Raw genomic sequence first — 26,956 nt, 5'->3', positions numbered from 1 at the left:
GAGCCAATGGAGTCTTTCCTATTGAATCATTGTTGGCCAAAGAATGTTTAATTGGTCTCCAGGTGCTAATGTTTCATGGAAGGTTGCTTCTTGATTATTCTTAGTTAAAATAAACCGACTAGAAGTATGTTGCGGCATATCGATATTCACATGTCGGAACAAATCTTGAAAGATAAACGGTTCCAGTTTATGCTGCACATAGCTTAAGTTTTCTCCAACTTGAATCGTGTCGGATTGCGATAATAGGGTTTCCCCGCGGTAGAATTCGGCTAAAGCTTTGGTTAAGATTACCTGATTTCCATTAAACGTGATTGGAATGGATTGTGTCAGTTGAATATTTAGAGCTTCAGCTAGTTCCGCTAGCGTTAATGACTTTGGGGGTAAGACCTGAATCATATCGCCGTCCTCAAAACTAGTTCTTTCTTTTACTTCTATGTTATTTTTATAAATACATCCTTTAATGCTAGGAGCTTTATGTACTTTTTCGTTTAATTCAATTTGAAACGGCTGTATTAAGCGCAGTAACTCATGTAATTGCAGTGCTTGCAATAGTTCTTCAATTGTTTCTGGGATTGAGCATGTAATAACATCATGATCTTTGATGAATTCTGTCCTCGTCACAATCGATCCATTTCTTGCAATGGTTGCTTCTATTATATAGGTCACGCCGTTTATCGTTACTTTTTTACTTGGTATATGATCAATCAGGTCATGAATACATAATGTAGCCGTATGGCCATCTTCTCCTTTTGTCACTTCGATGATATCTTCGTTTTTGACTGCTGCATCAAGGGCGACTTCTACTCCGTTTAATAAAATTTTCGGAGGAGTTCCATGTTCACCAGGTATGGTAATTTGCTGTCCATTAAAGTGCACGATTTTAGCCATTCCAGGCTTTCCGTATAGTTTATTCAACTTAATACCAGCAGTAAGCAAGCAATCAGAAACGTTTGTTTGTTCCATATCAAATAGACGAATAGGCTGTCCGTTTACAAGGATACTCATATATTGAATTGGGCTTTTATTCGCTGCAATAGCAATGCCAATCGGCGTGACAAGCTCAGGCCCTTTGTGTACATGAGCAGAGAACTGTACATGTTGTATCGCTTCAATTCCGCGGATAGCGACGCGGTTTTCTGGTAAAGCTAGTCGTTTAGCGATGAGTTTTGTTAGCTCAGGTGTTTGACTGCCGCCGCCCACAAGCATGACAGCTTTAGGTGCTTTCCCATTATTTAATTCAAGAATTTCTTGACTAATAGAATCAGCCAAACGATTTAGCGCAGGCTGAATATTGTGAATGATTTCTTCTTTGGATATATCACCCTCAAAGCCAAGAATATCCGTCACTGTAATCACATCATTCGTCATAAGCTTCCGTTTCGCCTCTTCTGCAAGTGGAAAGTCAAGTAATAAATAGTCGCTAATCGCTTCCGTAACCTCGTCACCAGCGATTGGTACCATTCCATAGGCAATGACTGTACCTGAATCTGTTAAAGCAATATCGGACGTTCCCGCACCAATATCAACCAGTGCTACATTTAAACGGCGCATAGATGGTGGAATCAATACATTGATAGCGGCAATTGGTTCGAGTGTTAAAGCCTGCATTTCTAAATCCGCTCGTTTCAAAGCTGCAAGCAAAGATTCAATGACCACTTTTGGAAGAAATGTTGCAATAATTTCAACAGATGCTTCTTCACCAGTTTGGTCGATTAAGCTTCCAATCTCTTGTCCATCTAGCCGATAATATAAAACGGAATAACCAACACCGTAATAAGTAGAATTGGTTTGATTCTTTTGAGCTACTAAATGTTGTGCCTCTTGAACGGCACTGAATTCGAGGTGAAGAATATCTTCACGTGATAGCATAGGCTTTCCTTTAATATTCACAGCTATTGTCGCTTTTTCTGTTTTGAGCGCTCGTCCTGCTGCCGCAACAGACACTTTCTTTAGAGGTCCATGTTTTTCTTCGAGTTGCTCCTTAATTTGTTGAATGATTTTAGCAACGGCCATGACATCATGAATCTGTCCGTCCAGCATTGCTCGTTCTGCATGTTCTTGTGATAAAATATCAATAATTTTATAGCTTTCTGATAATTTTTCTAATATAATGCCTACAACAGACCTTGTTCCAATATCTAGGGCAAATAATGTTTCTGTCATATAGCTAACACCTTCTTTTGTGAAAATCAGTCTTTAATGCTTAAAAGCGTTCAATTATTAAAGTAAAAATTAAGTGACATTTAGGTTTTTATCATTTATAATAATTTCAATTATACATGAAATATGGCAAAATATATGAAGAAAATAAGGCTGGATAACAATCAATTAAAATTTTCGAAATCCTATGATGATTAAGAATAATTGGACCAGTGCTAATTTTAAAAACGAAAGGATGGATTTGTAATGAGCAACAAGGAGCTTGACGTACTACGTGATCAACTAGACGATATTAATCTTCAGTTATTACATCTTATTAACCAACGAGCTGAACTCGCTCAAGAAATTGGCCGAGTAAAAGAAAAGCAAGGTGTAAATCGTTACGATCCAGTTCGTGAAAGAAAAATGCTAGATCTCATTGAAGAAACACATGAGGGACCATTAGAGCTTGCGTCTATTAAGCATATTTTTAAAGAAATTTTTAAACTTGGATTAGATATTCAAGATGAAAATAAAAAGAAAGCCTTGCTTGTGTCTAGAAAGCAAAAACAAGAAGATACGATTATCAATTTAAATGGTGAATTAATTGGTAATGGCGTGCCAAGTTTTGTTTTCGGACCTTGTGCAGTTGAATCGTATGAACAAACAGCAGCCGTTGCAGAAGCAATTAAGGCGAAAGGTTTAAAGTTAATGCGCGGTGGTGCATACAAGCCACGTACATCTCCATATGACTTCCAAGGACTTGGCCTTGAAGGACTTCAAATTTTAAAAAGAGTTGCAGATGAATACGGCTTAGCGGTTATTAGTGAGATTGTAAGCACAGATGATATTGAAACGGCACTTGATTATATCGATGTGATTCAAATTGGTGCTCGTAATGCACAAAACTTTGACTTGTTAAAAGCGGCTGGTTCAACGAAGAAGCCTGTTCTTTTAAAACGCGGTATGTCAGAAACAATCGATGAATACATTCATGCTGCGGAATACATTATGGCACAGGGAAACAGCAATATCATTCTTTGTGAACGCGGAATTCGTACGTATGAAAAAGCGACAAGAAATACGTTAGATATTACAGCTGTACCGATTTTAAAACAAGAAACGCATTTACCTGTATTGGTTGATGTAACACATTCAACAGGACGTCGTGATCTTTTACTTCCAGCAGCAAAAGCAGCACTTGCTATTGGAGCAGATGGAGTGATGGCTGAAGTGCATCCAGACCCAGCTGTTGCCTTATCTGATTCAGCACAGCAAATGGACTTGAAGCAATTTGATGCATTCTATAATGAAATTAAACGTTTAAACTGGGTGACGGTTTAATAGACAATAGCAATGAGTAAGGTCCTTACTATTTACAGTAAGGGCCTTTTGTAGATTGTTAGGGTGTCAAACTTTTGTTTCTTATGGAATAAATCAAAAATCAACTAATAGGAGCTTTAAAAAGAATAAAGTAATTGCAGGAAAGAAACGTCTATCGTATGATAAATATCATAATAGGATTAATCATTTGCCCACTTTATTTGTGCATTTATTCACATAGTTCAAGAACTAAATAAATATGTTTAGATACAGATAAAACGAAAATCAAAATAATTGTAGTCTTTAATGGAGAAAATAATTGAAATGGAGGAATGGAATTATGAATAATGTAACCATTTATGATGTAGCCCGCGAAGCAAATGTTTCCATGGCGACGGTTTCTCGCGTAGTAAATGGCAATCCAAATGTAAAACCAGCCACAAGAAAAAAAGTATCGGATGTTATTGAACGCCTAGGATATCGACCGAATGCGGTAGCAAGAGGGCTTGCGAGCAAGAAAACGACGACAGTTGGTGTGATTATTCCTGATATTTCAAGCATTTTCTTTGCTGAGTTAGCACGAGGAATTGAAGATATTGCTACGATGTATAAATACAACATTATTTTAAGTAATTCGGATGAAAATAAAGATAAAGAATTTCACTTATTAAATACGATGTTAGGGAAACAAGTTGATGGCATTGTGTTTATGGGCAGTCATATTACAGACGAGCATGTGAAGGAATTTAAAAATTCGCCGGTACCAATTGTTCTTGCTGGTTCAATTGAAGAAGAGGCGAAACATCAAATTCCGTCGGTAAATATTGATTATGAAGCAGCAGCGTTTGATGCCGTGTCAGCTTTTGCTGCGAAAGGGCACACACGCATTGCTTTTGTTTCCGGTAATCTGACTGATCCAATCAATATTCAAAAAATAGCAGGTTACAAACGTGGCTTACAAGAAGCAAACCTTCCTTTTGATGATGTACTTATTGTCGAAGGAGACTATACCTATAATTCAGGTATTGAATGTTTTGAAAAGCTTGTAGAAGTAGCGGATAAGCCGAGTGCTATTATTGTAGCAGCAGATGAAATGGCGCTCGGTATTGTCCATGCAGCTCAAGATAAAGGTTTGCATGTGCCTGACGATTTTGAAGTCATTAGCTTTGATAACACACGATTAACTTTAATGGTGCGTCCACAAATTTCAACAATTGTTCAACCACTTTATGACATCGGTGCCGTAGCGATGCGATTGTTAACGAAGTTGATGAACAAGGAAGAAATTAATGGTTTAGATAATGTTATTTTGCCGCATCGAATTGAAGAGAGACAATCTACAAAATAAGCTGTTAGGAAATCGCGCATACATTAAAAATCAGTGAAAAGCACTCGGAACGTCCGAGTGCTTTTCTATTTGTTACAACAAGTTTAAAACTGATTCGTAGTTTGCTGAGATGAGCGAATCGGGTGCAGCGCCTTAGCTAATGTTTGAGCGTTTTTTTCTGTAATGTCTGCTTTTCGTGGAATCGGCTCATAGATGTCGTCCATATCGTCCCATTCGCTTGGAAGTAGTTCTTCAGATTCCGGCTGCCAACGATTAATCCAGTCTTTTGGAAGAGGACCGCTATTGTTTGAATTATTCGTCATTTCAAGCCAGACGAGTGACCAGGCGCGGGGGACAACACGATAAATATCGTAGCCGCCGCCGCCAACTGCAATCCAGCGTCCTCCGCAATATTTGTGAGCAAGTTCATGGGCAAGTTTCGGAATCTCTTTATATATCTTCATTGTTCCTGATAGATGTGTTAACGGATCATAATAATGAGAATCTGCTCCATTTTGAGTGAGGATGACATCTGGTTTAAAGAAGTCCATCACTTCCCTCAATGATGTGCGATAACAATCAAGCCATGATTCATCTTCTGTGAAGGCATCGACCGGTATATTGAAGGAATAACCATAGCCCTTTCCTTGACCTCGTTCATTTATGTTTCCGGTACCAGGAAATAAGTAGCGTCCTGTTTCATGAATGGATAGTGTACATACATCGGAATCATCATAAAAGGACCACTGTACACCATCCCCATGATGGGCGTCGGTATCAACATATAAGACACGTGCGTTATACTTTTGTTGTAAATATTTAATAGCAACGGAACAGTCGTTGTAGACACAAAAGCCTGATGCTTTACCGCGAAAGCCATGATGCAAGCCGCCGCCTGGATTGAATGCGTGCAGGGCGTGTCCTGTCATAACAGCATCAACAGCTGTTAACGTACCTCCTGTAATAAGTGCGCTTGCTTCATGCATATTTTTAAAAATCGGTGTATCATCTGTGCCGATTCCGTAGTTTTGTGCAATTTCTACTGATAGCTGCCCTTGACCTGCAAGTTGGACGGCTTGGACATATTGAGCATCATGAACGAGCTCTAACTCTTCAATGGTGGCCATTCGTGGTTGAATAATTTGTCTATCATTTATCGCTCCATGTTTTTGTAACAAATCAAGTGTTAGCTGTAGCCGCTTTTGATTAAATGGATGATCTTCCCGGAATTTATACGTTAATAAATCTTCTGAATGGATATATAGTGCATCATGAATCATAGGGATTGCCCCGATACAGTTGGCCAAAGGACTTCATAGCCTTCTTTTCGTAAATCCTCTACAACGATAAATGGATTAATCGTTTGAGCGCGAACGACGAGTATTTGAGATGTATGATCAGCTTTCTCTGGATAGATGAGTACGCTATGTATATTTACATTTCGCTTTTTGAAAATACCGTAAATATCATAGAGGATGCCTGGTTTATGCGGAACCTTAATTTCAATTTGTGAGCCGGGTTTATTGACTCCCGTTAATTCGATAAAGGCTTGTAATAAGTCTGAGCTTGTTATAATTCCTACTAGTTTCTTTTCTTTTACAATCGGAAGGCAGCTAATATTGTTTTCACAAAAAATAGCGCCGATTTCCTCTACAAAGTCGAGTGGATGGCCCGAAATAATATTTGTTTTCATAATTGAACTAATCGGTCTGTATAAATCTTCTTTAAACTCTTCGGTGCGAAAGATGGATGGAGTAGCGTCTCTAAGATCGCGGTCGCTTACTAAACCAATTAGATAATTGTTTTGGTCGACAATTGGAATGTGGCGGATTTTTTTTTCGTTTATAAGTAAGAGCGCGCTGTAAATGGTATCTGTTGGGGCTAGAGTCATAACATTTTTGGTCATCATCTTTTCAACAATCATTGTTCTTCCTCCTCTTGAATCACCGTATTAGTACATAAAGCGGTTCATAAAGCGTAGCCGATCAAATGTTTGAACAGATTTTGGTGGGACGTTTTTACCTATTTTTGCCATAAGGCAGTTGGCAGGATGTGAGCAAATTTCAGGGTCATCAGTTGCAAAATAGGTAAGCCCTCCTGCACTCATCATCTTTTCCATCATTCTTCGATAATCCCATATGTTTAATCCGGTTCCTTTTAAATCCCAATGCCAATAATATTCTGTGGTAATGATGATATAGTTTTCCATCTCCTCGTCCATCATAGCTACACGCAGCAAATTTTGAGCAACTGATGCACCGCGAAATGAAGAAATGACTTCAACTGCTCCCAGTTCAATTAAATCATCCATCTTAATTTCCGACCAACGTTCTAACGGGTCAGGGTATAAGAAGGTTACATAGCCGACAATTGTGTTTTCATGACGCGCGATAATAATGCGTCCTTCTGGTAAACTAGCAATTTCTATTAAGGCTTTGTGCTGTTGTAATGGAGGGCGAAAAGCAACGAGGTCTTCATGAAAGTGAAGGGAACTTAGTTGTTCAGCGGAAATAGGACCTTCGATAAGCAATGTGCCATTTGTTGTTTCTAACTCCTTCGCATAGTAGGTTTTTGTATGCCTCATTTATTCACCTCCTTTAAAAAAGCTCTGTTAAATGGTGTTATTACTTCTGGGAATCAATAATATTCATTAACATAGCCTTAAAAAATTACATTCTTGAAATATTATACATGAAAAATAGTATGTAAATTTTATAAATTTAGCAATTATTTTTTATTTTTTTCACTTTTTTACAATCTTTATAAAACTATTTCATACTTAACAGCCATGTAAGGTTTTTATTGATAGAAGTTTCACTTCTTTTTCTCTAATTTTAGAAATAAATCATGATAAACGTAATATATATGAAATTATGAAACGTTAATAAAGGGAGGTTGCATAGTATTGAAAACGTTGCCAATAATAGCGGGTGAATTTAATTTACAAAATTATGATGAGGTGTACAAGCAGTTTGATTGGTCGGATGCGGAGCGAGCCTTTTCCTGGTTTGAAACAGGGAAGGTAAATTTGGCTTATGAAGCGATAGATCGTCATGCCAAAACTTCTAAAAAGAATAAAGTTGCCCTTTATTATAAAGATGATGAGCGAAATGAAAAATATACATTTAAAGAAGTACAGCAACAGACGAATAAAGCAGCGAATGTACTTAAAGGTGTAGCAGACATAAAGAAGGGAGATCGTGTATTTATTTTTATGCCTCGCTCTCCAGAATTGTATTTTGCTTTAATTGGTGCGATTAAGCTTGGGGCAATTGTTGGTCCCTTATTTGAAGCATTTATGGAGGGAGCTGTTCGAGATCGCCTGTTAGATAGCGAAGCAAAGGCGATTGTCACAACGCCTGAGCTATTATCACGTGTGCCAGTTAAAGATCTTCCACACTTGCAATATATCTTTTTGGTAGGAGAGAATATTGAAGAAAAAGATAAATGTTATGACTTCAATAAAAGAATGAAAGAAGCAGATCGTCAGTTTGATATTGTTTGGGTAGAAAGGACAGATGGGCTTACGCTTCATTATACGTCAGGATCGACTGGAAAGCCAAAAGGGGTTCTCCATGTTCACAATGCGATGATTCAGCATTATCAAACGGTGAAATGGGTACTCGATATGAAGGAGGAAGATGTTTATTGGTGTACAGCTGACCCAGGCTGGGTTACAGGGACTGCTTATGGAGTTTTCGGACCGTGGCTTACGGGAACTTCCATTGTAGTCGCAGGAGGCCGTTTTAAACCAGAGTCATGGTATAAGATTATTGAGGAGTTTGGAGTGTCGGTTTGGTATAGTGCTCCAACAGCTTTTAGGATGCTTATGGGTGCTGGTGATGAGATAGTGAAGCGATTTGATTTAAGTTCGCTCAGGCACGTACTTAGTGTAGGAGAGCCGCTTAATCCGGAAGTTATTCGTTGGGGGATGAAAGTGTTCGAGCGTCGTATCCATGATACTTGGTGGATGACGGAAACAGGTGCACAATTGATTTGTAATTATCCTTGTTTGGAAATTAAGCCAGGCTCGATGGGGAAACCAATTCCGGGAGTGAAGGCAGCAATTATTGATGACCAAGGACGGGAGCTGCCGCCGTATCGAATGGGAAATCTTGCTATTAAAAAAGGTTGGCCAGCTATGATGGCGACAATTTGGAATAATCAACAAAAATATGATTCTTATTTTTTAAAGGAAGATTGGTATGTATCTGGAGATTCTGCTTATATGGATCAGGATGGCTACTTCTGGTTTCAGGGACGTGTCGATGATGTTATTATGACTTCTGGTGAACGCGTTGGACCATTTGAGGTAGAAAGTAAATTAGTCGAACACCCAGCTGTTGCGGAAGCAGGGGTAATCGGAAAGCCTGATCCAGTTCGTGGTGAAATCATTAAGGCATTCATTGCTCTTCGCGATGGGTATGAACCTACTGAGCAATTAATCGAAGACATTCGTCAATTTGTTAAGTTAGGCCTTGCTTCACATGCAGCACCGCGCGAAATTGAATTTCGCGATAAGCTTCCGAAAACTCGGAGTGGAAAAATTATGCGTCGTGTTTTAAAGGCTTGGGAACTTGATTTGCCAACGGGCGATTTATCTTCAATGGAAGACTAAAGTACGAGGCTAACAGTTCTATTTAATTTAGAAGAGAACATGAAGAAAGAGGCATCCTAATGGATTAGCCTCTTTCTTCATGTTTTATCCCACACTTAACGGGCAGTAAGACCCCCACCTCAAGATTCAGAGTGAACAAGGAAGATAGGTGGGGGACAACTGCCCGTAAAGGTCCGATTGGTTCAACTAACCATGAGTGGGGGATGAAGAAAAACCCCCACTCATGGAAGTTTCACTTTATTCCGTAGGTTCTACAGGTTTTGTTTGTGAATCAGCCGGTTTAGTGGATTCAGGTGTTTCTTCAGTTTCCTCTGTTTCGTTTGGAGCTGCAGGCTTCGTCGTTTCTTGCTTTACTTCCTGGTCAGCTTCTGCGTTCGGCTTTTTAGTTGAATCCGTTGATTCTTGCTTTGGTGCTGTTTCTTTTGGTGTTATTTCCTCAGTTTGTTGTGTTTCTACTTGACTTTGGACACCTGAAGCTGCGGATCCTCCAGACTCCTTGCCGACGATATCAACCGCTGTTACATAATAGGAACCGCCGCGAGACATCGTAAAGGACATAGAGACATCCCCATGAAGACTGTCTACTTTTTTACCGTTGCGATAAATTCGATAGCCGACCACATCTCCCTCAGGATGTTGACTCCAGACAAGAGCGTTCCCTTGGACACTGACGCTAGGTGGAGCTGGTGTTTTACCATTATCGTTCAACTTAGCTGTTGCTGCAGCGACTCCATTCGATGATCCGCTAGTTGGAAGAAGGCTGCTTCGATCTATTACATATTTAAAGCCCGTGCTTTCAAGAAAATCTGGGCTTAGCATCATGCCGCCGCTTCTAAATTCACTTGGTGTTTGAGGAAGAGCTGCATAGCGTTTTGCCCCTACTTGAACATATTGGCCATCTGTGAAACTATTATCAATTTTGGTTGGTGCATGTTTAGCAATGAAAAGATCTGTTCTGACGAATCCTGCTTTTTGACAAGCTTCAGAAGCCAGCAATCCGGAAACAGCGCAGAATGAGCGACTGACAATTCCGCTTGGCATGTTAAAGCTCTTCTCTGGATCAACAAGTTTCGGTTTGACTTGATAAGCAGCATTCATAAGATCGGCCCAATAATATAGGTTTCGTTTATTATATTCAAGGCCATTATACAAGCCTTGTAATGATTTAGGTGTATCATAGCCAATCCATGTTCCAAATGTGACATTCGGGTTAGTTGCAACGAACCAAGCATCTCCGAAATTTTGAGATGTCCCGGTTTTCCCCGCCCAATCACTAGAAAAAGCAAGGCGATTACGGACAGAAGTCGCTGTTCCGTTTGAGATGACATCGCGCATCATATCAATCGTTAAATAAGCGGTTTGAGGTGAAAAGACATCGACTTTCTTTGGTTTATGTTCATAAACGACCTTACCATCTTTTGTGACAATTTTATCAATCATATAAGCATCGATAAATTTTCCACCGTTTGCAAAAGTCGCATAGGCATTGACGTTCTCTTCAACAGTTACTCCTTTTTCTAAAGCACCGAGTGATACAGATAGATTCTCATAATCGGCCTTTGCTAAACTGGAAAATCCCATTTTTTCTAAATATTTAACAGGATTTTGATTAATAATACTTTTATAAAATAAAGCAGTTGGTACGTTATATGACTTCACAAGTGATTCACGTGCGGTTGCCACGCCGCTATAACCACCGCCGCCATAGTTACCTGGCCGCCATCCATTGATTGAAACAGGTGCATTCGCTGCTACGCTCCCTGGAGAAATCTTCCCAAGTTCAATACCAGGTGCATAGACTGCTAATGGTTTCATCGTTGAGCCGTTTGAGCGAATGGCTGTTGTCGCATGATTTGTTTGTTCACGATTAAAATCGCGCCCGCCGACAAAGCTGATAATTTTACCTGATTTATTTTCAATCAATATTGCACCAGCTTCTACTGGTTCTTTGACGATTTTCTTTTCTTTCGTCTCTGAATCCGTTACTTCTTCCGTTTTATCGTATCCGAAGTTTGGGTAGTTTTTTGTTGCTTCCTGCATGTTATCGTAAATTTTTTTATCAATTGTTGTATAAATTTTGTAGCCATTTTGGCGTAAATTTCGATCAGCTAACGTAACATATTGTTGATATAAATCTTTATCTTTTTCCAAGTCGCTTTCTTCATATCCATCGTCTTTAGCTAAAATCGTAGTAAGAATTTGAATAGAGCGCTTTTCAATTTCAACCGTCAACCATGGATACTTTTCAGATGGCAGAGGCTTCTTGCCAATAAAGTCTTTTGTAATATCATAGGCTATAGCTTTTTCATATTCTGCTTGTGTAATAGACTGGTTATCCCGCATTCGTTTTAACACCGTTTTCATACGTGAAACTCCAGGAGTTAAATCCTCTTTAAGCGTTCCTTGTTGTGTATACGGAGTATAGCCAAATGGGCTTTGAGGTAAACCAGCAATAAACGCTGCTTGTGGGAGTGTTAAGTCTTTTGCATCTTTTCCAAACAATCCTTCAGCGGCAGACTGTACACCGGCAATATTCCGTCCAGAAGAGTTGCGTCCGAACGTTGAGACGTTTAAATAGGTTTCTAGAATTTCATCTTTTTCAAAGAATTTCTCGACTCTAAGTGCGAGTAGAATTTCTTTTGCTTTTCGATCGAATGATACTTCATCCGTTAACACTTGGTTTTTAATGAGCTGCTGTGTTAATGTACTTCCGCCGGATTGAACAGAGGCATTTGTGAATTCTTGGTAAATTGCTCGTAAAATTGCTTTTGGTACAACCCCTTTATGTTCATAAAAATATTCATCCTCAGTCGCAATTACTGCCTTTTTTAAATCGTCAGACACGTTTTCAATGGGCACTTCAATTCGCTCTAAATCAGATTTAAGTTTTCCAAGATAGACTTCGTCTGCAAAATACACTTCCGATGTTTCTTCATAGTTGTAAATTTCTTTTTGTAGATCTTCTTTTGAACGTACTGGTTCATCTTTTACGAGGGCTGCAAAATAACCAGCACCCACCCCTCCAGCAAAAGAAAATCCAAGAATACCAACGATGATAAGAAGGAGTGTTAAGTTCCAAGTTACTAAATAACTGACTCTCGCTGCTTTTTGTGTTTTTTTATTTTTTAAGAAGTATATAAACCTCTTCCATCCATCTTGATTATTACTCATCGTATCATACCCCCTAAAATCACCTAATATTATAGCACACAATCAACTGTTAAACGGACAATATTCAATGCGTTGGTAATATGTGGATGTATGACAGGTTGACATTGAACGAAATATATGATAAAAATTCATTTATATAAATGCTTAAAGTGATGATAGGATTCAGTAGTCAAGCTATCCCTGTGTTAGAGAGCCGATGGTTGGTGCAAATCGGTACATATAGTGAGATGAATTACTCCCTGGAGCAGTTGCTGTGAACATTGAAGTAGCAGGAATCGGGTTGCGACCGTTACTCGCATTAAGCGGAGGATTTTTTTTGCAGTCCTCAAGTTGGGTGGTACCGCGAATATAATTCGTCCCTTCATGTATATGAAGGGGCGTTTTTTGTTTGTTTCAAAAAGGCGTATGTTAAAAGATGTGTGAAACTATGGTTTTGTATAAACAGAAGCAATCGTTAACAAATCTTTATAACAGGAGCTTAATAAAAAGGAGGAAAAAATAATGGATTTATTACAAGATCTCAAGTGGAGAGGAATTATGTACCAACAAACAGATGAAGAAGGGATGAAAGAGCTATTAGAGAACGAGAAAATCTCTCTATACTGTGGAGTTGATCCGACGGCTGATAGTATGCATATTGGGCATTTATTACCGTTTTTGACATTGCGTCGCTTTCAACAACACGGTCATCGTCCGCTTGTATTAGTCGGCGGAGCAACTGGTCTAATCGGTGACCCGAGTGGGAAGAAGGAAGAGCGTTCGCTGCAAACACTAGAAAAAGTGTTGCATAATGCTCGTTGTTTACAAGGCCAATTACAAAGTATCTTCAGTTTTGAAGGGGAAAATGGAGCGGTGATGGTCAATAACTATGACTGGATTGGCAAAATTGATGTGGTAACATTCCTTCGTGATTACGGGAAGTACATCGGGGTGAACTATATGCTTGCGAAAGATACAGTTGCGTCTCGCCTTGAAACAGGGATTTCATTCACAGAATTTGCATACACGATTTTACAAGGACTAGATTTTAATCATCTGTATGATAATTATAATTGTAAACTACAAATTGGCGGCAGTGACCAATGGGGGAATATTACAACAGGTTTAGAAATGATTCGTAAAGCACATGATGAAGAGACTAAAGCTTTTGGAATGACTATTCCGCTTGTAACAAAAGCAGATGGAACAAAGTTTGGTAAAACAGAAGGGGGAGCAATCTGGTTAGACCCGGAAAAAACAACTCCTTATGAGTTCTACCAATTTTGGATTAACACAGCCGATGCAGATGTCGTGAAATATTTAAAATACTTCACATTCTTATCTCATGAAGCGATTGAAGAATTAGCACAAGCAGTTGAAGCCGAGCCGCATTTACGTAAAGCACAAAAAGCGTTAGCGGAAGAAATGACACATTTAATTCATGGTCAAGAAGCGTTGGACCAAGCGATTAAAATTTCTGCTGCATTATTTAGTGGAGAGGTAAAGAACTTAAGTGCAGCTGAAATTAAAGTCGGTTTTAAAGATGTCCCAAGTTATGTGCGTGAAAGTCAGGAAGAACTTAGCCTGGTTGATTTAATCGTGGAAGCGAAAATTTCGCCTTCGAAACGTCAGGCACGTGAAGATATTCAAAATGGGGCAATCTCTATTAATGGAGAGAGGATAACGGACTTAGCGTATGTAGTGACAGAAGGGGATAAAATCGAAGGAGAGTTTATGCTCATTCGTCGAGGAAAGAAGAAATATACGTTAGTAAGATAAGTGAATAATAATAGAAGAAAGCCGGCCCTATTTGGCCGGCTTTTTAAATAGGGAAATAGTATTTCCTAAACATAGGCTATGTTAAATATAATAAAGTGAACTTCCATTAGCGGGATGTTACTGTCCATTAAGTATGGGATAAAGCCCGCCAATAAAAAAAGCGGCTCCATCTGAGGATGGAACCACTTTTTGCTATTAACGAGAGTAGAACTCAACGATAAGAGATTCGTTAATTTCAGCAGGTAATTCAGAACGCTCTGGTAAACGAGTGAAAGTACCTTCTAATTTGTCTGCATCAAACGTTAAGAAATCAGGTACGAAGTTATTCACTTCAACTGCTTCTTTGATAACAACTGCATTACGTGATTTTTCACGAACAGCAATTGTTTGACCAGGAACAACTTTGTAAGATGGGATATCAACGCGTTTACCATCTACAAGAATGTGTCCGTGGTTTACAAGTTGGCGAGCCGCACGACGAGTACGAGCTAAACCAAGACGGTATACTACGTTGTCAAGACGTGATTCAAGAAGAATCATGAAGTTTTCACCGTGTTTACCTTGAAGCTTACCAGCTCTATCGAATAGGTTACGGAATTGACGCTCAGTTACTCCGTACATATGACGAAGTTTTTGTTTTTCTTGTAATTGTAAACCATATTCAGAGATTTTTTTACGTTGGTTAGGACCGTGTTGTCCTGGAGCGTAAGGGCGTTTTTCTAATTCTTTACCAGTACCTGTTAAGGAAATTCCTAAACGACGAGATAATTTCCAGCTTGGACCTGTATAACGAGCCATAAGATGACTCCTCCTTTAAATGTTTTTATTTGGGTAAAATAAAAACCGTGTGAATAAACGATCATGGACATTTTGTTTTCATGTACCATCGCCCTAGCAGCTAAGGGTTACGCGATACACCTCTATATAGAGAGGAACAAAATGAAAGCACAAAGGCTATCACATAGGCTGCAATATTTTACACAAAGAGTATTGTATAATATTAAATATTTTAAGTCAAGGTTAGTTTGTTCTTAGTAAAAGAGATTGTGAAAAAAATAAGGCAATTCAAACTGAAAATGCACGAAATATTTAGGATTTATTCATTTTATGCGGAAATTTTATTTTAAACTAGTTATAATTAAACGTATACCAATTGTGTCTAAAGTCTCTGTTTGAGGGGGATTAATAGGTATTTTGTGGATTTATTATAGTATATAAATACTATTTTAGTTACTGGGTGGATATATACAGGTGGTTTAGCAAGAAGGCAGGCTCTTGAGTATAGGGTTCTGTAAAAATAAAGTGTTACTTAGGGATGATGGACTATGAGTAGTAAAATAACTCAATTATTAAATGAATTACGTGTTCTTTTTTTTCAGCGGATAAGTGATGTGAATAATGACATGTATTCCACTGCATTTATACAGGATGTATTATTGGTAACGAAAGAGTTATTACGTATGGAGGAAGTAACTTACTTTAAGTATGACGATTGGACGCAACAATTCTATATGGAAGCTACGACTGGAGCTTTTCAAAGGTCAGTGCTAGTCGCTTCTGATACGTTAATCACACAATGGAATCAAAACGAGAATGAAGGATATATTGTACCAAATCAGTTGTTGATGGAAATTGAGGGTTTTCAAGCTTTTATTTCTTTTCATGTTGATCATCAGATAGTAGGGTTAGTTGGATTTAAGGAAAAAACCTCCAGCACATTTTCGTATCTGCAGGAAGATTGGCTTACATTCTCAAAAGAGTTTGCTACGATTATGGAAACGGCTCTATGTATTGCTAAAACAAAGCATAAGGAACAGCGATATAAACAATTGTATCGGGTAACGGAGCAGTTTCACTCTTCTATGAATATGACAGCTGTATTAGGAGAGGTCATTTCTACTTTACAGAATGTATATCCAACTTTTGATTATTATTTATTTCTGTCCCAAGATAGCTATGGACATGGGAATTTGCCTGTTAAAGAATTAGATTATAATAGTGAAAATGTTATAGCGATGCAGGCTTACTTGACTGGAAAGTTACAATTTGAGGACGATTATACAGAGCGGCATTCTATTTTATACGCCCCGCTATTAGGAAAGCAGGGGGTATATGGAGTCTTGCAGATTATCGCCCCTGATAGCTTGTTATTTCCACCAAGTGAACTCGACTTTATTACCTTGTTGGCGAATACAGCTGGGAGTGCAATAGAGAATGCCCAACTGTATCAACAATCTAAACGGCTTGTCGCGGATTTACAGCTGATTAACGAAACGTCACATTATTTGAACTCTAACACGTGTTTAAATGACACGATTCAATTTATGAAGCGACAAATTATACAATCTTTTCAAGCGAATCAATCAGGTTTTGTTTTATTATCCAATGATGGAGCATTGCAATTACTTCCCGAAAGTTCAAGCTTTTTTGAAACAAAGGATGCACAGGCCTACCTCTCCTTTTTAAAAAGGAAGATGGAAGAAGAAAAAGAATCACAATTTATTAGTGATGTAACGGTTTATATTGAGGAAGAGGATTTAGAGTATCGTTCGTTAATGGCCGTTCCTATGATGGAAAATAGCAGTCTTAGAGGGTTTGTGGTCGTTTTGCATAAAGAGCCGTACTTCTTCTCATTTGATATGTTTAAACTGTTCCAGTCGCTGATTCACCATTCTAGTATAGCAATGATGAACTCCATTCTTCGAGAAGAATTAGAGAAAATGGTTATTACAGATTATTTAACTCAACTGCACTCTCGAAGCTATCTTGACCAGCAAATGTGTGAATCGATGATTACAGATGACCAAGGCACATTTATTTTAATTGATATTGATAATTTTAAAAAGGTTAATGACACATATGGCCATCAAGTAGGGGATGAGATTCTTATTCAAGTAGCTAAAGTGATTCAGCGTAATATTCGAGATACGGATATAGGGGCACGGTGGGGCGGTGAAGAGCTCGCGGTGTATTTGCCAAAAGTGGATTTGCTTATTGGTTTGCGGATTGCAGAACGAATTAAGGATAAAGTAGCTGAGCAAACCAATCCAAACATAACGATTTCATGCGGAGTGTCATACTGGTCGAAAGAACGGTGTAATAATGTGAAAGAATTATTTAAGCGTGCAGATGAGGCTCTATATATTGCTAAAAATACAGGCAAAAATAAAGTGCTCCTTCAGCAGTGCGATTGTTAATCATTACATACAACAATAAAACAGACCTATTCGTTTAGCGAGTAGGTCTGTTTTATATAAATAGCTGTTTATCCCACACTTAACGGGCAGTAAGATCCCCCACCTCAAGCTTATGAGGAAACAAAGAAGTTAGGTGGCGGACAACTGCCCGTAAAGGTCCGATTGGTGAGATACAGTGAAACTACCTTTGCGATTTTCAAAGGTATAGTTGAACTAATCAGGTTCGTACGGTCACTTGATTGAAGCGAAGCGGAAATCTTAGTGACCGTAGAACGTGACTAACCATCAGTGGGAGATAAAAGAAAAACCCCACTGATGGAAGTTTCACTTTATAAATACCTGCTCAAAATAGCAGCAAATTCTTCAAGACCTTGTTGATCTTCTGCGTCAAAACGATTCGTCATTGGGCTATCAATATCTAAAACGCCGATGATTTCCTTGTTTTTTATAAGAGGAATAACAATTTCTGATTGAGAAGCAGCGTCACATGCGATATGCCCTGGGAATTGGTGTACATCGGCGATGCGCAGCGTTGTTTTGTTTGCTGCTGAAGTACCGCAAACGCCTTTTCCAAAAGGGATGCGTACACAGGCAGGAAGTCCTTGAAATGGTCCAAGAATTAATTGATCGTCTTCCACTAAATAAAAACCAACCCAATTAATATCAGGAAGAAACTGGTTGAGTAAAGCAGAAGCATTGCTTAAATTGGCAATTTGATTTTTTTCATCTTCAATAAGTGCTACGAGTTGTTTATGCAAAAGTGTATATTGTTCTTGTTTATGTCCTGGGTGTTTTTCGACATTAAACATACTATTTCACCTAACTTCACCATAATTTTATCGTGCTGTATTTTGAATGAGCATGGATGCTAAGAATTTGTCGAGAACTTTTAAAAGGATTCCCGTCAGTTACTCTAGAATACTTTCTAGACAATTGTCTTTATGTAGAAAGCGAGGGAAATCCGATGAATCGCCAAACGTCAACGAAGCAAGAAATTTTGGATGCCGCTCTTTACCTTTTTCATTTGAAAGGCTATCATGCTACATCGATTCGTGACATTGCCAACAAAGCAAAAGTGAATCCAGCTAATATCGCTTATTATTTTAAGAATAAACAAGGCTTACTAGAATATTGCTTTATGTTTTATTTAGAAAAATATATTGCGGTCTTAGAGAGAAATGTTGTCATGTTAGAACAGAAAGGACCCCAACAATGTTTGGTAGATTTAGTGACGGATATACTTGAATTCCAGAGAGAATATTTCCTAGCTGCGCGTTTTATTTATGGTGAATCCGCATTAGACACCAATTTAAACCGCGAAATTCATTCGACTTATTTTATGAAAGAAAAATACTATTTTCAACATCTTTTAGATGAAGGCATTAAAACACGCGTGTTTCAATCTGTTTCTGTGCCGCTTTATTTATTGCAGCTGAAAAGCTTGTTAACGGCACCTGTACTGCATCCAAATTATGCAACAGAAGTACTTTATGTATTCCCGCAGGAAGCTTACTATATGAACCGTTTTGCCGATGAAGTAAAGCGTTTCATTGAACAAACATTATTTCATCCTGATCATGATCAGGCAAAACTATTTAGTCGTCCCGAATTGTTTACGGGAGTGTAATCAAGGCACTATATCCTTGTCCTAAGTCTTTCGCTTGATGAGCATCAGAACCATAGCGAAGAGGAATACCTAATTCAACAGCCCGCTTAGCAAATCGTTCCGGAGGGTACGGCTCGCGACAAAGTGGTTTTACAGCACCAGCCCCATTGTAATCTAATTCATAATTTTGTCGTTGAATTTGTTCTAGAATATGATACACACGATCGTCGAAGCTTTTAGCTGCTGGAAACCGATGCTGGAATTTATGGACCAATGTAATATGACCGATTCGTTTTGGCTTATAAATACCTAAGTCAGCGTTGATTGATTTTTGAAGTGTATCATAGTATTTTGTGTAAACGGCATCGATAGAACCGAGTTCAGTGCTAATATTTCCAAATTCATCGTCGCTATAATCGATACAATACCATTTGTGATTATGCTCGATAAAATGGACAGACAAAATGCTGTCATCAAGAAAAGTTCCAATTTCATTAAGGAAAGCTTTTGTTTCTTGTTCAAATCCTTCGATATAATCGATTTCAAGGCCGGATTTAATTGTAATACGATCTTTATATTGCTGTTTTAGCTGTTGAAGTTCCTCTAAATAGGTGTACAAAAGGGCAGCATCCATACCGCTGTCTTTTTCAGGCGTGGGGTCAATAAATCCCTTTGGCAGAGGAGCATGCTCAGTAAAGGTGATTTCTTGTAGACCTAGTTTAATTCCTCTTTCTATATACTCAACGAATGAATCCTTAGAGCCGTGTGGGCAAAACGGTGAATGCACATGACTATCCGTTTTCATCACATTTCCCTCCCGATAAATAGCTGTTTTTAGTAATTTTCTACAAAAAATAAATTTTTGTCATCAAAAATAATTGTTAACATGGTATCATAAAAGCATTAAATTGAACATTTTCTTATTTTAATTGATATAGAGATTTACAAGATGGACGGTAAGGCTAGAACAGGGGGCTTATGATGGAATACATACTGGGAATAGTAATTTTACTATTAGTGTTTATTATTGGGGGCTATTTTTTTAAGAAAAGGTACTTTCAAGAAATTGATCGTTTGGAAACATGGAAGCTTAATATTATGAATCGCCCCGTGTTGGAAGAGCTTTCTAAGGTCAAGAGATTGAATATGAATGGTGAAACGGAGGAACTGTTTGAAAATTGGCGCAGTAAATGGGATGTCATTATTACAGTCCGTATGCCTGAAGTAGAAGAGTTGTTATTTGATGCGGAGGAATATGTTGATAAATATCGTTTCAAACGCTCAAAGGACGTACAAAGGCAAATTTCAGCAAAGTTGAATGAGATTGAGGAGAGTATTAAATCGATTCTGTCTGAATTACATGAGTTAGTTGGAAGTGAGGAGAAGAATCGTTTTGAAGTAGCCGAAATGCAGGAAACCTATCGTCAGTTAAAAAAATCTTTACTCGCGCATCGCCATAATTATGGAAAAGCGGTTAGTAAGCTAGAAGAGACGTTGGAAGAAGTTACAACGGTTTTGAAAAGTTATGAAGAAGAAACGGAAAATGGGAATTATTTAAATGCACGTGAGCTTGTTTTATCGGTTAAAGCAAAGTTAGATCGACTAGCTTCGAGAATGGAGAAACTGCCAGCACTCTTATTAGAAAGTGGTTCTTCGCTCCCTGCCCAAATTGCGGAGCTAAAAGAAGGCTATCAAGATATGGTTGACCAAGGTTACTTGCTGAATCATATTGAATTTACAGAAGAAGTAACGCGCTTAGAAACAGAGTTAGATTCGTATAAGAAACAGTTGGAGAATGCCGAAGTGGAAGTAGTCGAGCAAGGGATGAATGACTTGCGTGACCGCCTAAATATTTTATACGATTTACTAGAAAAAGAAGTATTGTCGAAACAATATGTTCAGAAAAATCATGAAAAGCTAGCAGAAACAATTGCAAACGTAGAATATGAACATGAAAAGCTTGAGGAAGAAATGTTTATTGTGCAGCAATCTTATCAATTAACGAATAGTGAGCTAGAAGCGCAAACAAAAATGGTCAAGCAGATTCAACAAATTGCAAAGCGTTATGAATTACTTGGACTAAAGATTCAAGATAATGATACAGCTAGCTCGCTTATTAGCGAAGAAATGCAAACAGTTGATGAGCAGTTAAAAGCTTTAATGGAAGAGCAGCAAGTCTTTGCAGGGAAGTTGCAGGCGTTAAGAAAAGATGAATTAGATGCAAAAGAATCATTAGCGGATTTAAAACATAAGATGCTTGAGACAAGTCGAATGATTTCTAAAAGTAATATTCCGGGATTGCCGGAGGAGTTTAAAACAATTATTGAGAATGCGAAAGAAAGCATTGACCATGTCCAAAGAAAATTGGAAGAAAAACCACTTGATGTTGCAGCTGTTTATTTATTTTTAGAACAAGCTGTAGCGAATACAAACAAAGTATATGAAAGTGCTCAAAGTTTAATTGAACATATGTACTTAGCGGAGAAAGTCATTCAATATGGAAATCGTTATCGCAGCAGCAATGCTTTTATGGCAGAAAGCTTAAAGGAAGCTGAAAAAAGATTTCATAATTTTGACTATCAAGCTGCATTAGAGACGGCTGCTGCAGCGATTGAGAAGGTTGAACCGGGCAGCATGAAGAGGCTTGAAGCAAATATAGAAGAAGTACTATCCTAAAAACTCGCCTTGTGCGAGTTTTTTTGATAGGCGCTGTATGAAATAGTAGTGCTAAAAAATAAGGTTATCCATCTAAACAACTTTAAGGAGCCAGATTCTCATTCTGTTTTAATTATGTTAATATTAGACGTTGCAAGAGTAAAACTTGTATAAGTATTTCCTTTCATCGTTATCTGAATGGGTGGCGTTAATAGATTATAGAAGGTGACATGATGATTTATTTAGATAATAGTGCGACGACGAAGCCGTATCCTGAAGTAATTGAGTCGTTTGTGAAAGTATCAACGGACTATTTCGGTAATCCTTCTTCTCTCCATGGTATCGGGACGCAGGCGGAAAAGCTCCTTTCAACAGCAAGAAAGCAAATTGCTGATTTATTGAAAGTGAAGAGTGCAGAAGTCTTTTTTACTTCAGGCGGTACAGAAGGCAATAATTTAGCGATTAAAGGGGCAGCACTTGCGAACCAAAATCGCGGAAAGCATATTATTACAACGAGTATAGAGCATCCATCGGTTATGGAGGCTTTTCAAGTGTTAAGTGAACAAGGATTTGCAGTAACATATCTTCCAGTTGATGCAACAGGGCGCGTCTCAGTTGTTGATTTAGAGAAAGCGTTACGTGAAGATACGATTTTAGTTTCTATTATGCATGTGAATAATGAAGTTGGATCGATTCAACCGATTGCTGAAATTGGAGAGCTGTTAAAGCACTACCCTCAAATATTGTTTCACGTGGATCATGTACAAGGGATTGGAAAGGTAGATCTTTCATTAGCAGATGCAGGAATTGACCTTTGTACGATATCTGGCCATAAATTACACGGGTTAAAAGGGACAGGTGTTTTGTATATTCGTCAAGGTGTGCGGATAACTCCACTGTTTTCAGGTGGGAATCAAGAAAGCCAATTCCGAAGCGGTACAGAAAATGTAGCGGGTATTGTTGCGCTTGCAAAGGCAATGAGAATCAGTTTAACTAATTGCATGTTATATACGCATAAATTGAAAGAAATTCGAACAGTTTTTTATCATGGATTACAGGAAATTGACGGAGTACAGGTAAATAGTCCGATAGACGGAGCTCCTCATATTATTAATTTTTCGGTACCGGGTCTTAAATCTGAAGTGTTACTTCATGAGTTAGAAACAGAAGGTGTTTATGTCTCAACGACAAGTGCGTGTTCATCTAAAAAGCGCACGGCAAGTAAAACAGTGCTTGAAATGTATCGAAATCAAGAGCGAGCAGAAAGTGTCATTCGGATTAGTACGTCGTTTCATAATGAAATAGAAGAGGCAAAGCAAGCTATTGATGCTATAGGACGCGCTGTAGCTAAACTAGAAAAGGTGATGAGGTAGTAACATGAAATTTGATCATATCATTATTCGTTACGGAGAAATTTCAACAAAAAAACGGAATCGAAAAGCATTTGTGGCTAAAATGAGAAGGCATATTTTGTGGAGCTTAAAGGATATTCCCAATATTGAACTGACAGCCAATCGAGAAAGAATGTATATTATTTTACATGATGCCGACCATAAAGAAGTCATTGCACGTTTGCAAGGAGTGTTTGGCATTCAGTCGCTGAGCCCTGCGCTTAAGGTTGAACGCGACATTGAGAAGATAAAAGAAGCGGCGCTCTACTATATGAATCAGTTATCAGATCCAGTCCATACTTTTAAAATTACGACAAAACGAGCAGATAAAGAGTTTCCATATGTAACAAATGAAGTCAATCATTTATTAGGCGGACATCTCTTACGTAATATCGATGGATTAAAAGTGGATGTGAAAAATCCTGATTTCAATTTGCTTGTTGAAATTCGTCGTGAAGCAGTTTATTTAACAGGTGAAATTGTTCCGGGAGCTGGGGGATTGCCATATGGTTCAAGCGGCAAGGCAATGTTAATGCTTTCAGGTGGAATTGACAGTCCTGTAGCAGGGTATTTATCGATGAAACGTGGTTTAGAGGTAGAGGCTATCCATTTTTATAGTCCTCCATTTACAAGTGAACGCTCGCGTCAAAAAGTGCTGGATTTGGCAGCAAAACTGGCAGAAGTGACAGGCAGTTTTAAGGTGCACATTGTTCCATTTACGGATATTCAAGTATTAATTCAAAAGCAAGTACCAGATAACTATTCGATGACAACGACGAGACGTTTAATGCTGCGATTAGCTGATCAAATTCGTGAAAAGAATCACGCACTGGCGATTATTACAGGGGAAAGCCTAGGACAAGTAGCTTCACAAACAATGAGCAGCATGTTTGCGATTAATGAAGTAACGAATACGCCGATTTTACGTCCGCTTATTACAATGGATAAGCTAGAAATTATTGATTTAGCTCAGCAACTAGATACGTTTGAAATTTCTAATTTACCGTATGAGGATTGCTGTACAGTATTCACACCAGCAAGCCCAAAAACGCAACCAAAGAGGGAAAAAGTGAATTATTATGAAAGTTTTGTTGAGTTTGAGCCATTAATTGAAAAGGCGATTCAAAATATAGAAACCATTACTGTTGTTCCAAATCAACAAGCTATTGAAAAGGAAATGGAAGAATTATTCTAATTACCTATCAATTACCAAGAATGAAGCCATGTGTTTTTACACACTCTATAATCACAAGGAGGTGAACAACACATGGCAAACAACAGTTCAAATCAATTAGTAGTTCCAGGAGTACAACAAGCTCTTGATCAAATGAAATACGAAATTGCTTCTGAATTCGGTGTACAGCTTGGTGCTGATACAACATCACGTGCGAACGGTTCAGTTGGAGGAGAAATTACAAAACGTCTTGTCCAAATGGCTGAACAACAATTAGGTGGCGGATTTTCAAAATAATTGAATAATATGGCTGCAGGAAGCGGGTACTATACCCGCTTCCTTCTTTGGTGTGTTCGACAATATTTTATGTTATATTTTGGTGTAAAAACAATTAATTAGCAAAATTGCGAATAATTATTGAAAAAAATGTAATTTATGGTAAAATATTTGTATATAAGTAGGGAGGTGTTGAGAACAAACTAAACCAAATTGAAATAAGTAAGGTAATATACAATAGCAAATAATTATTTTAAAATTTACAGGAAATTAGTGTATAATAAAGTTATGACCAGGTATAAATATTAAGTTATAGTAACACGTATATAAGTTTACTATTAGAGGGGGAAACGGAATGAAACGCGAGCATTTATTAGCACCGCAACAATATAACTTAGTTAGTGAAGTAGAAAAGTTTGCAGCAGATCCGGCAAAAGTTGCTCTATTATGGGAAAATGAATCTGGTGATAAAAAAACAACGACTTATACTGAATTATTGGAAAATGCTAATAAAATTGGTAACGTTTTCTTAAACCAAGGGCTACAAAAGGGAGACACAGTACTTGTTATTATTCCTCGTTTAGTAGAAGCGTACCAAGTGTATCTCGCGGCTTTGAAAATCGGTTTAGTTGTCATCCCATGTTCAGAAATGTTCCGTGCTAAAGATTTAAAATATCGCCTTAATCATGCAGAAGTAAAAGCGATTATTAGCTATGAGGAGTATACAAATCAATTTAATCAAATTGAAGAGAGCGACTCTATTTTAAAATTTGTTGTTGGACAACAACAAGAGGGCTGGTTACCTTTACAAGAACTAGCTGAGACAGCTTCGTCAGAACTAGCGTTAGCTGATACGAAGGCTGATGATATGGCCTTTTTATCATATACATCAGGCACAACAGGAAATCCAAAAGGTGTTGTACATACGCATGGCTGGGCTTATGCACATTTAAAAACGTCTGCTGCAAATTGGTTAGGCATTAATGAAAATGATGTAGCATGGGCAACGGCTGGGCCGGGCTGGCAAAAGTGGATTTGGAGCCCGTTTTTAGCGATACTTGGTTCAGGCGCGACAGGATTAGTGTATCACGGTAGATTTGAACCGGAAAAATATTTGCAACTTCTAGAAGACTATAAGGTAAATGTATTATGCTGTACACCAACAGAATATCGATTGATAGCAAAAGTTGATAATTTAGCTCAATATGATTTATCCCAGCTGCGCAGCGCTGTATCTGCAGGAGAACCATTAAACCAAAAAGTATTTGAAGTATTTAAACAGCATTTTAATGTTGAAGTACGTGATGGATATGGTCAAACGGAAAATACATTGCTGATTGGTGTTACAAAAGGAATGGAAATTAAGCCAGGGTCAATGGGAAAACCAACTCCAGGGAATACGGTAGAAATCATTGACGAAGATGGTAATCCGTGTCCAGTTGGAGTAGTAGGAGACATTGCTGTTCATGTGGATACTCCTGCCCTATTTAAGAATTACTATAAAGATCCAGAACGTACAGCTATGCAGTTCCGTGGTGAATATTATATTACGGGAGACCGTGCGAAGAAGGATGAAGAAGGTTATTATTGGTTTGAAGGACGTTCTGATGATATTATCATTAGTTCAGGCTATACAATTGGGCCATTTGAGGTAGAAGATGCTCTAATCAAGCATCCTTTTGTAAAAGAATGTGCGGTTGTAGCTTCACCAGATGAAGTACGCGGACATATCGTAAAAGCTTTCGTTGTGTTGCGAGAAGGTGTTGATTCTAGTGCTCCAAATTTAGTAAAAGATTTGCAAGAGCATGTAAAAGAGTTAACAGCTCCTTATAAATATCCACGAAAAATTGAATTCCTTGATGATCTACCAAAAACGACATCTGGAAAAATTCGTCGTGTGGAATTACGTCAACAAGAGGAGTTATTAGCTCAATCTAACTCATAAAGTATTGGAAGCCGCCAATTTTGATATTGGTGGCTTCTTTTTTTGAAATCATATAGAGAAACTTCCATCAGTGAAGCCTTACTGATGGTTAGTCACGTTTTGGGAGTAGTAAACAGTCCTCATGTATCTTATTGGACACGGCAAGCGTTTGCTTAGGTGAGGAGTTTCCACAATGAGAGGTTGGGAAGGCTAATAGCCAGTGAAAGGCAGTGTGCACTTACGCCCGTTGGGAATTGCATGGAGGTACACGGATCGACTGAAATAGAATAGGACTAGCTGAATGATTAAAGACTGAAGTCGTGATGACAGTCATAGATGATAAAATCGTCTATAATAAAATAGGTTAAAAATTAATGTTGTAGGAAGAAGGCTTAGA

19 protein-coding genes and 1 other annotated feature are annotated in these 26,956 nt (G+C 38.2%); of the genes, 11 read left to right on the top strand and 8 right to left on the bottom strand.

What is annotated here, in order from left to right; genetic code table 11:
• Positions 1-18 precede the first annotated feature (18 nt).
• A complete protein-coding gene (locus ACE199_RS06940) occupies positions 19-2,163 on the bottom strand; it encodes a cell division FtsA domain-containing protein (RefSeq protein ID WP_375349125.1) in 2,145 nt (714 codons plus the stop codon).
• Between the two features lie 243 nt (positions 2,164-2,406).
• Here ACE199_RS06940 and ACE199_RS06935 point away from each other — a divergent pair, with 243 nt between their 5' ends.
• Positions 2,407-3,483: a bifunctional 3-deoxy-7-phosphoheptulonate synthase/chorismate mutase gene (locus tag ACE199_RS06935; protein ID WP_375349124.1), complete on the top strand. Its 1,077-nt coding sequence runs from the start codon at positions 2,407-2,409 to the stop codon at positions 3,481-3,483.
• Positions 3,484-3,802: 319 nt separating this feature from the next.
• Positions 3,803-4,810, top strand: coding sequence for a catabolite control protein A (gene ccpA, locus ACE199_RS06930; RefSeq protein ID WP_375349123.1), 1,008 nt, complete (start codon positions 3,803-3,805; stop codon positions 4,808-4,810).
• 83 nt (positions 4,811-4,893) lie between these two features.
• Here ccpA and ACE199_RS06925 read toward each other — a convergent pair whose 3' ends face one another.
• From ACE199_RS06925 to ACE199_RS06915, 3 genes are read right to left on the bottom strand one after another with little or no spacing between them, the layout of a single operon-like run.
• Complete coding sequence (locus tag ACE199_RS06925) at positions 4,894-6,069, bottom strand: acetoin utilization protein AcuC (RefSeq protein ID WP_375349122.1); 1,176 nt, start codon at positions 6,067-6,069, stop codon at positions 4,894-4,896.
• Positions 6,066-6,713 carry an acetoin utilization AcuB family protein gene (locus ACE199_RS06920; protein ID WP_252287016.1) on the bottom strand — a complete coding sequence of 216 codons (648 nt, stop codon included), beginning with the start codon at positions 6,711-6,713 and terminating at the stop codon, positions 6,066-6,068. The genes ACE199_RS06925 and ACE199_RS06920 overlap by 4 nt, the downstream gene beginning before the upstream one ends.
• A gap of 27 nt (positions 6,714-6,740) precedes the next feature.
• Positions 6,741-7,373 carry a GNAT family N-acetyltransferase gene (locus tag ACE199_RS06915; protein ID WP_127761664.1) on the bottom strand — a complete coding sequence of 211 codons (633 nt, stop codon included), beginning with the start codon at positions 7,371-7,373 and terminating at the stop codon, positions 6,741-6,743.
• A 321-nt stretch (positions 7,374-7,694) separates the two neighbouring features.
• Here ACE199_RS06915 and acsA point away from each other — a divergent pair, with 321 nt between their 5' ends.
• Positions 7,695-9,407 carry an acetate--CoA ligase gene (gene acsA, locus ACE199_RS06910; protein WP_373995309.1) on the top strand — a complete coding sequence of 571 codons (1,713 nt, stop codon included), beginning with the start codon at positions 7,695-7,697 and terminating at the stop codon, positions 9,405-9,407.
• 237 nt (positions 9,408-9,644) lie between these two features.
• On the opposite strand, the gene ACE199_RS06905 is transcribed toward acsA, so the two are convergent.
• Entirely contained in the window at positions 9,645-12,578 is a 2,934-nt protein-coding gene (locus ACE199_RS06905) for a transglycosylase domain-containing protein (protein WP_375349121.1), read from the bottom strand.
• 143 nt (positions 12,579-12,721) lie between these two features.
• Positions 12,722-12,942: a binding site (T-box leader), on the top strand.
• Between the two features lie 137 nt (positions 12,943-13,079).
• Between ACE199_RS06905 and tyrS the strand changes: the two genes are divergently transcribed.
• On the top strand, positions 13,080-14,336 hold the full coding sequence (gene tyrS, locus ACE199_RS06900; protein ID WP_375349120.1) for a tyrosine--tRNA ligase: 1,257 nt from the start codon (positions 13,080-13,082) through the stop codon (positions 14,334-14,336).
• A 195-nt stretch (positions 14,337-14,531) separates the two neighbouring features.
• On the opposite strand, the gene rpsD is transcribed toward tyrS, so the two are convergent.
• A complete protein-coding gene (rpsD, locus tag ACE199_RS06895; protein ID WP_127761659.1) occupies positions 14,532-15,134 on the bottom strand; it encodes a 30S ribosomal protein S4 in 603 nt (200 codons plus the stop codon).
• A gap of 527 nt (positions 15,135-15,661) precedes the next feature.
• Here rpsD and ACE199_RS06890 point away from each other — a divergent pair.
• Positions 15,662-17,533 carry a sensor domain-containing diguanylate cyclase gene (locus ACE199_RS06890; protein WP_375349119.1) on the top strand — a complete coding sequence of 624 codons (1,872 nt, stop codon included), beginning with the start codon at positions 15,662-15,664 and terminating at the stop codon, positions 17,531-17,533.
• A gap of 329 nt (positions 17,534-17,862) precedes the next feature.
• Here ACE199_RS06890 and ACE199_RS06885 read toward each other — a convergent pair whose 3' ends face one another.
• Complete coding sequence (locus tag ACE199_RS06885) at positions 17,863-18,342, bottom strand: GAF domain-containing protein (protein WP_375349118.1); 480 nt, start codon at positions 18,340-18,342, stop codon at positions 17,863-17,865.
• 155 nt (positions 18,343-18,497) lie between these two features.
• Here ACE199_RS06885 and refZ point away from each other — a divergent pair, with 155 nt between their 5' ends.
• On the top strand, positions 18,498-19,160 hold the full coding sequence (gene refZ, locus ACE199_RS06880; protein ID WP_164853291.1) for a forespore capture DNA-binding protein RefZ: 663 nt from the start codon (positions 18,498-18,500) through the stop codon (positions 19,158-19,160).
• Here the strand turns inward: refZ and hisJ are convergent.
• Complete coding sequence (gene hisJ, locus ACE199_RS06875; protein WP_127761655.1) at positions 19,147-19,944, bottom strand: histidinol-phosphatase HisJ; 798 nt, start codon at positions 19,942-19,944, stop codon at positions 19,147-19,149. The genes refZ and hisJ overlap by 14 nt on opposite strands.
• 176 nt (positions 19,945-20,120) lie before the next feature.
• Between hisJ and ezrA the strand changes: the two genes are divergently transcribed.
• The 5 genes from ezrA to mbcS all read left to right on the top strand — a co-directional run bounded on the left by ezrA (position 20,121) and on the right by mbcS (position 26,580).
• On the top strand, positions 20,121-21,815 hold the full coding sequence (gene ezrA / locus ACE199_RS06870) for a septation ring formation regulator EzrA (RefSeq protein WP_375349117.1): 1,695 nt from the start codon (positions 20,121-20,123) through the stop codon (positions 21,813-21,815).
• A 212-nt stretch (positions 21,816-22,027) separates the two neighbouring features.
• A complete protein-coding gene (locus ACE199_RS06865; protein WP_375349115.1) occupies positions 22,028-23,167 on the top strand; it encodes a cysteine desulfurase family protein in 1,140 nt (379 codons plus the stop codon).
• Between the two features lie 4 nt (positions 23,168-23,171).
• Positions 23,172-24,380: a tRNA uracil 4-sulfurtransferase ThiI gene (thiI, locus tag ACE199_RS06860; protein WP_375349114.1), complete on the top strand. Its 1,209-nt coding sequence runs from the start codon at positions 23,172-23,174 to the stop codon at positions 24,378-24,380.
• A gap of 72 nt (positions 24,381-24,452) precedes the next feature.
• A complete protein-coding gene (locus ACE199_RS06855) occupies positions 24,453-24,656 on the top strand; it encodes an alpha/beta-type small acid-soluble spore protein (RefSeq protein WP_375349113.1) in 204 nt (67 codons plus the stop codon).
• Positions 24,657-24,990: 334 nt separating this feature from the next.
• A complete protein-coding gene (gene mbcS, locus ACE199_RS06850) occupies positions 24,991-26,580 on the top strand; it encodes an acyl-CoA synthetase MbcS (protein WP_252291201.1) in 1,590 nt (529 codons plus the stop codon).
• Positions 26,581-26,956: the final 376 nt, after the last annotated feature.

Source organism: Peribacillus sp. Hz7 (assembly GCF_042136355.1).
In the GTDB taxonomy this organism is placed as follows: Bacteria; Bacillota; Bacilli; order Bacillales; family DSM-1321; genus Peribacillus; species Peribacillus asahii_A.
The sequence above is the reverse complement of the archived record's forward strand: the minus strand, read 5'-3'. Positions and strand labels throughout refer to the sequence as shown.

Bases quoted from the DNA above. Each gene is read 5' to 3' on its own strand.
- ACE199_RS06915 (WP_127761664.1), bottom strand. From the start codon at position 7,373: ATGAGGCATACAAAAACCTACTATGCGAAGGAGTTAGAAACAACAAAT.
- ACE199_RS06905 (WP_375349121.1), bottom strand. From the start codon at position 12,578: ATGAGTAATAATCAAGATGGATGGAAGAGGTTTATATACTTCTTAAAA.
- rpsD (WP_127761659.1), bottom strand. From the start codon at position 15,134: ATGGCTCGTTATACAGGTCCAAGCTGGAAATTATCTCGTCGTTTAGGA.
- ACE199_RS06865 (WP_375349115.1), top strand. From the start codon at position 22,028: ATGATTTATTTAGATAATAGTGCGACGACGAAGCCGTATCCTGAAGTA.
- ACE199_RS06885 (WP_375349118.1), bottom strand. From the start codon at position 18,342: ATGTTTAATGTCGAAAAACACCCAGGACATAAACAAGAACAATATACA.
- ACE199_RS06920 (WP_252287016.1), bottom strand. From the start codon at position 6,713: ATGATTGTTGAAAAGATGATGACCAAAAATGTTATGACTCTAGCCCCA.
- ACE199_RS06855 (WP_375349113.1), top strand. From the start codon at position 24,453: ATGGCAAACAACAGTTCAAATCAATTAGTAGTTCCAGGAGTACAACAA.
- ezrA (WP_375349117.1), top strand. From the start codon at position 20,121: ATGGAATACATACTGGGAATAGTAATTTTACTATTAGTGTTTATTATT.
- refZ (WP_164853291.1), top strand. From the start codon at position 18,498: ATGAATCGCCAAACGTCAACGAAGCAAGAAATTTTGGATGCCGCTCTT.
- mbcS (WP_252291201.1), top strand. From the start codon at position 24,991: ATGAAACGCGAGCATTTATTAGCACCGCAACAATATAACTTAGTTAGT.
- ccpA (WP_375349123.1), top strand. From the start codon at position 3,803: ATGAATAATGTAACCATTTATGATGTAGCCCGCGAAGCAAATGTTTCC.
- thiI (WP_375349114.1), top strand. From the start codon at position 23,172: ATGAAATTTGATCATATCATTATTCGTTACGGAGAAATTTCAACAAAA.
- ACE199_RS06925 (WP_375349122.1), bottom strand. From the start codon at position 6,069: ATGATTCATGATGCACTATATATCCATTCAGAAGATTTATTAACGTAT.
- hisJ (WP_127761655.1), bottom strand. From the start codon at position 19,944: ATGAAAACGGATAGTCATGTGCATTCACCGTTTTGCCCACACGGCTCT.
- ACE199_RS06890 (WP_375349119.1), top strand. From the start codon at position 15,662: ATGAGTAGTAAAATAACTCAATTATTAAATGAATTACGTGTTCTTTTT.
- ACE199_RS06935 (WP_375349124.1), top strand. From the start codon at position 2,407: ATGAGCAACAAGGAGCTTGACGTACTACGTGATCAACTAGACGATATT.
- tyrS (WP_375349120.1), top strand. From the start codon at position 13,080: ATGGATTTATTACAAGATCTCAAGTGGAGAGGAATTATGTACCAACAA.
- ACE199_RS06940 (WP_375349125.1), bottom strand. From the start codon at position 2,163: ATGACAGAAACATTATTTGCCCTAGATATTGGAACAAGGTCTGTTGTA.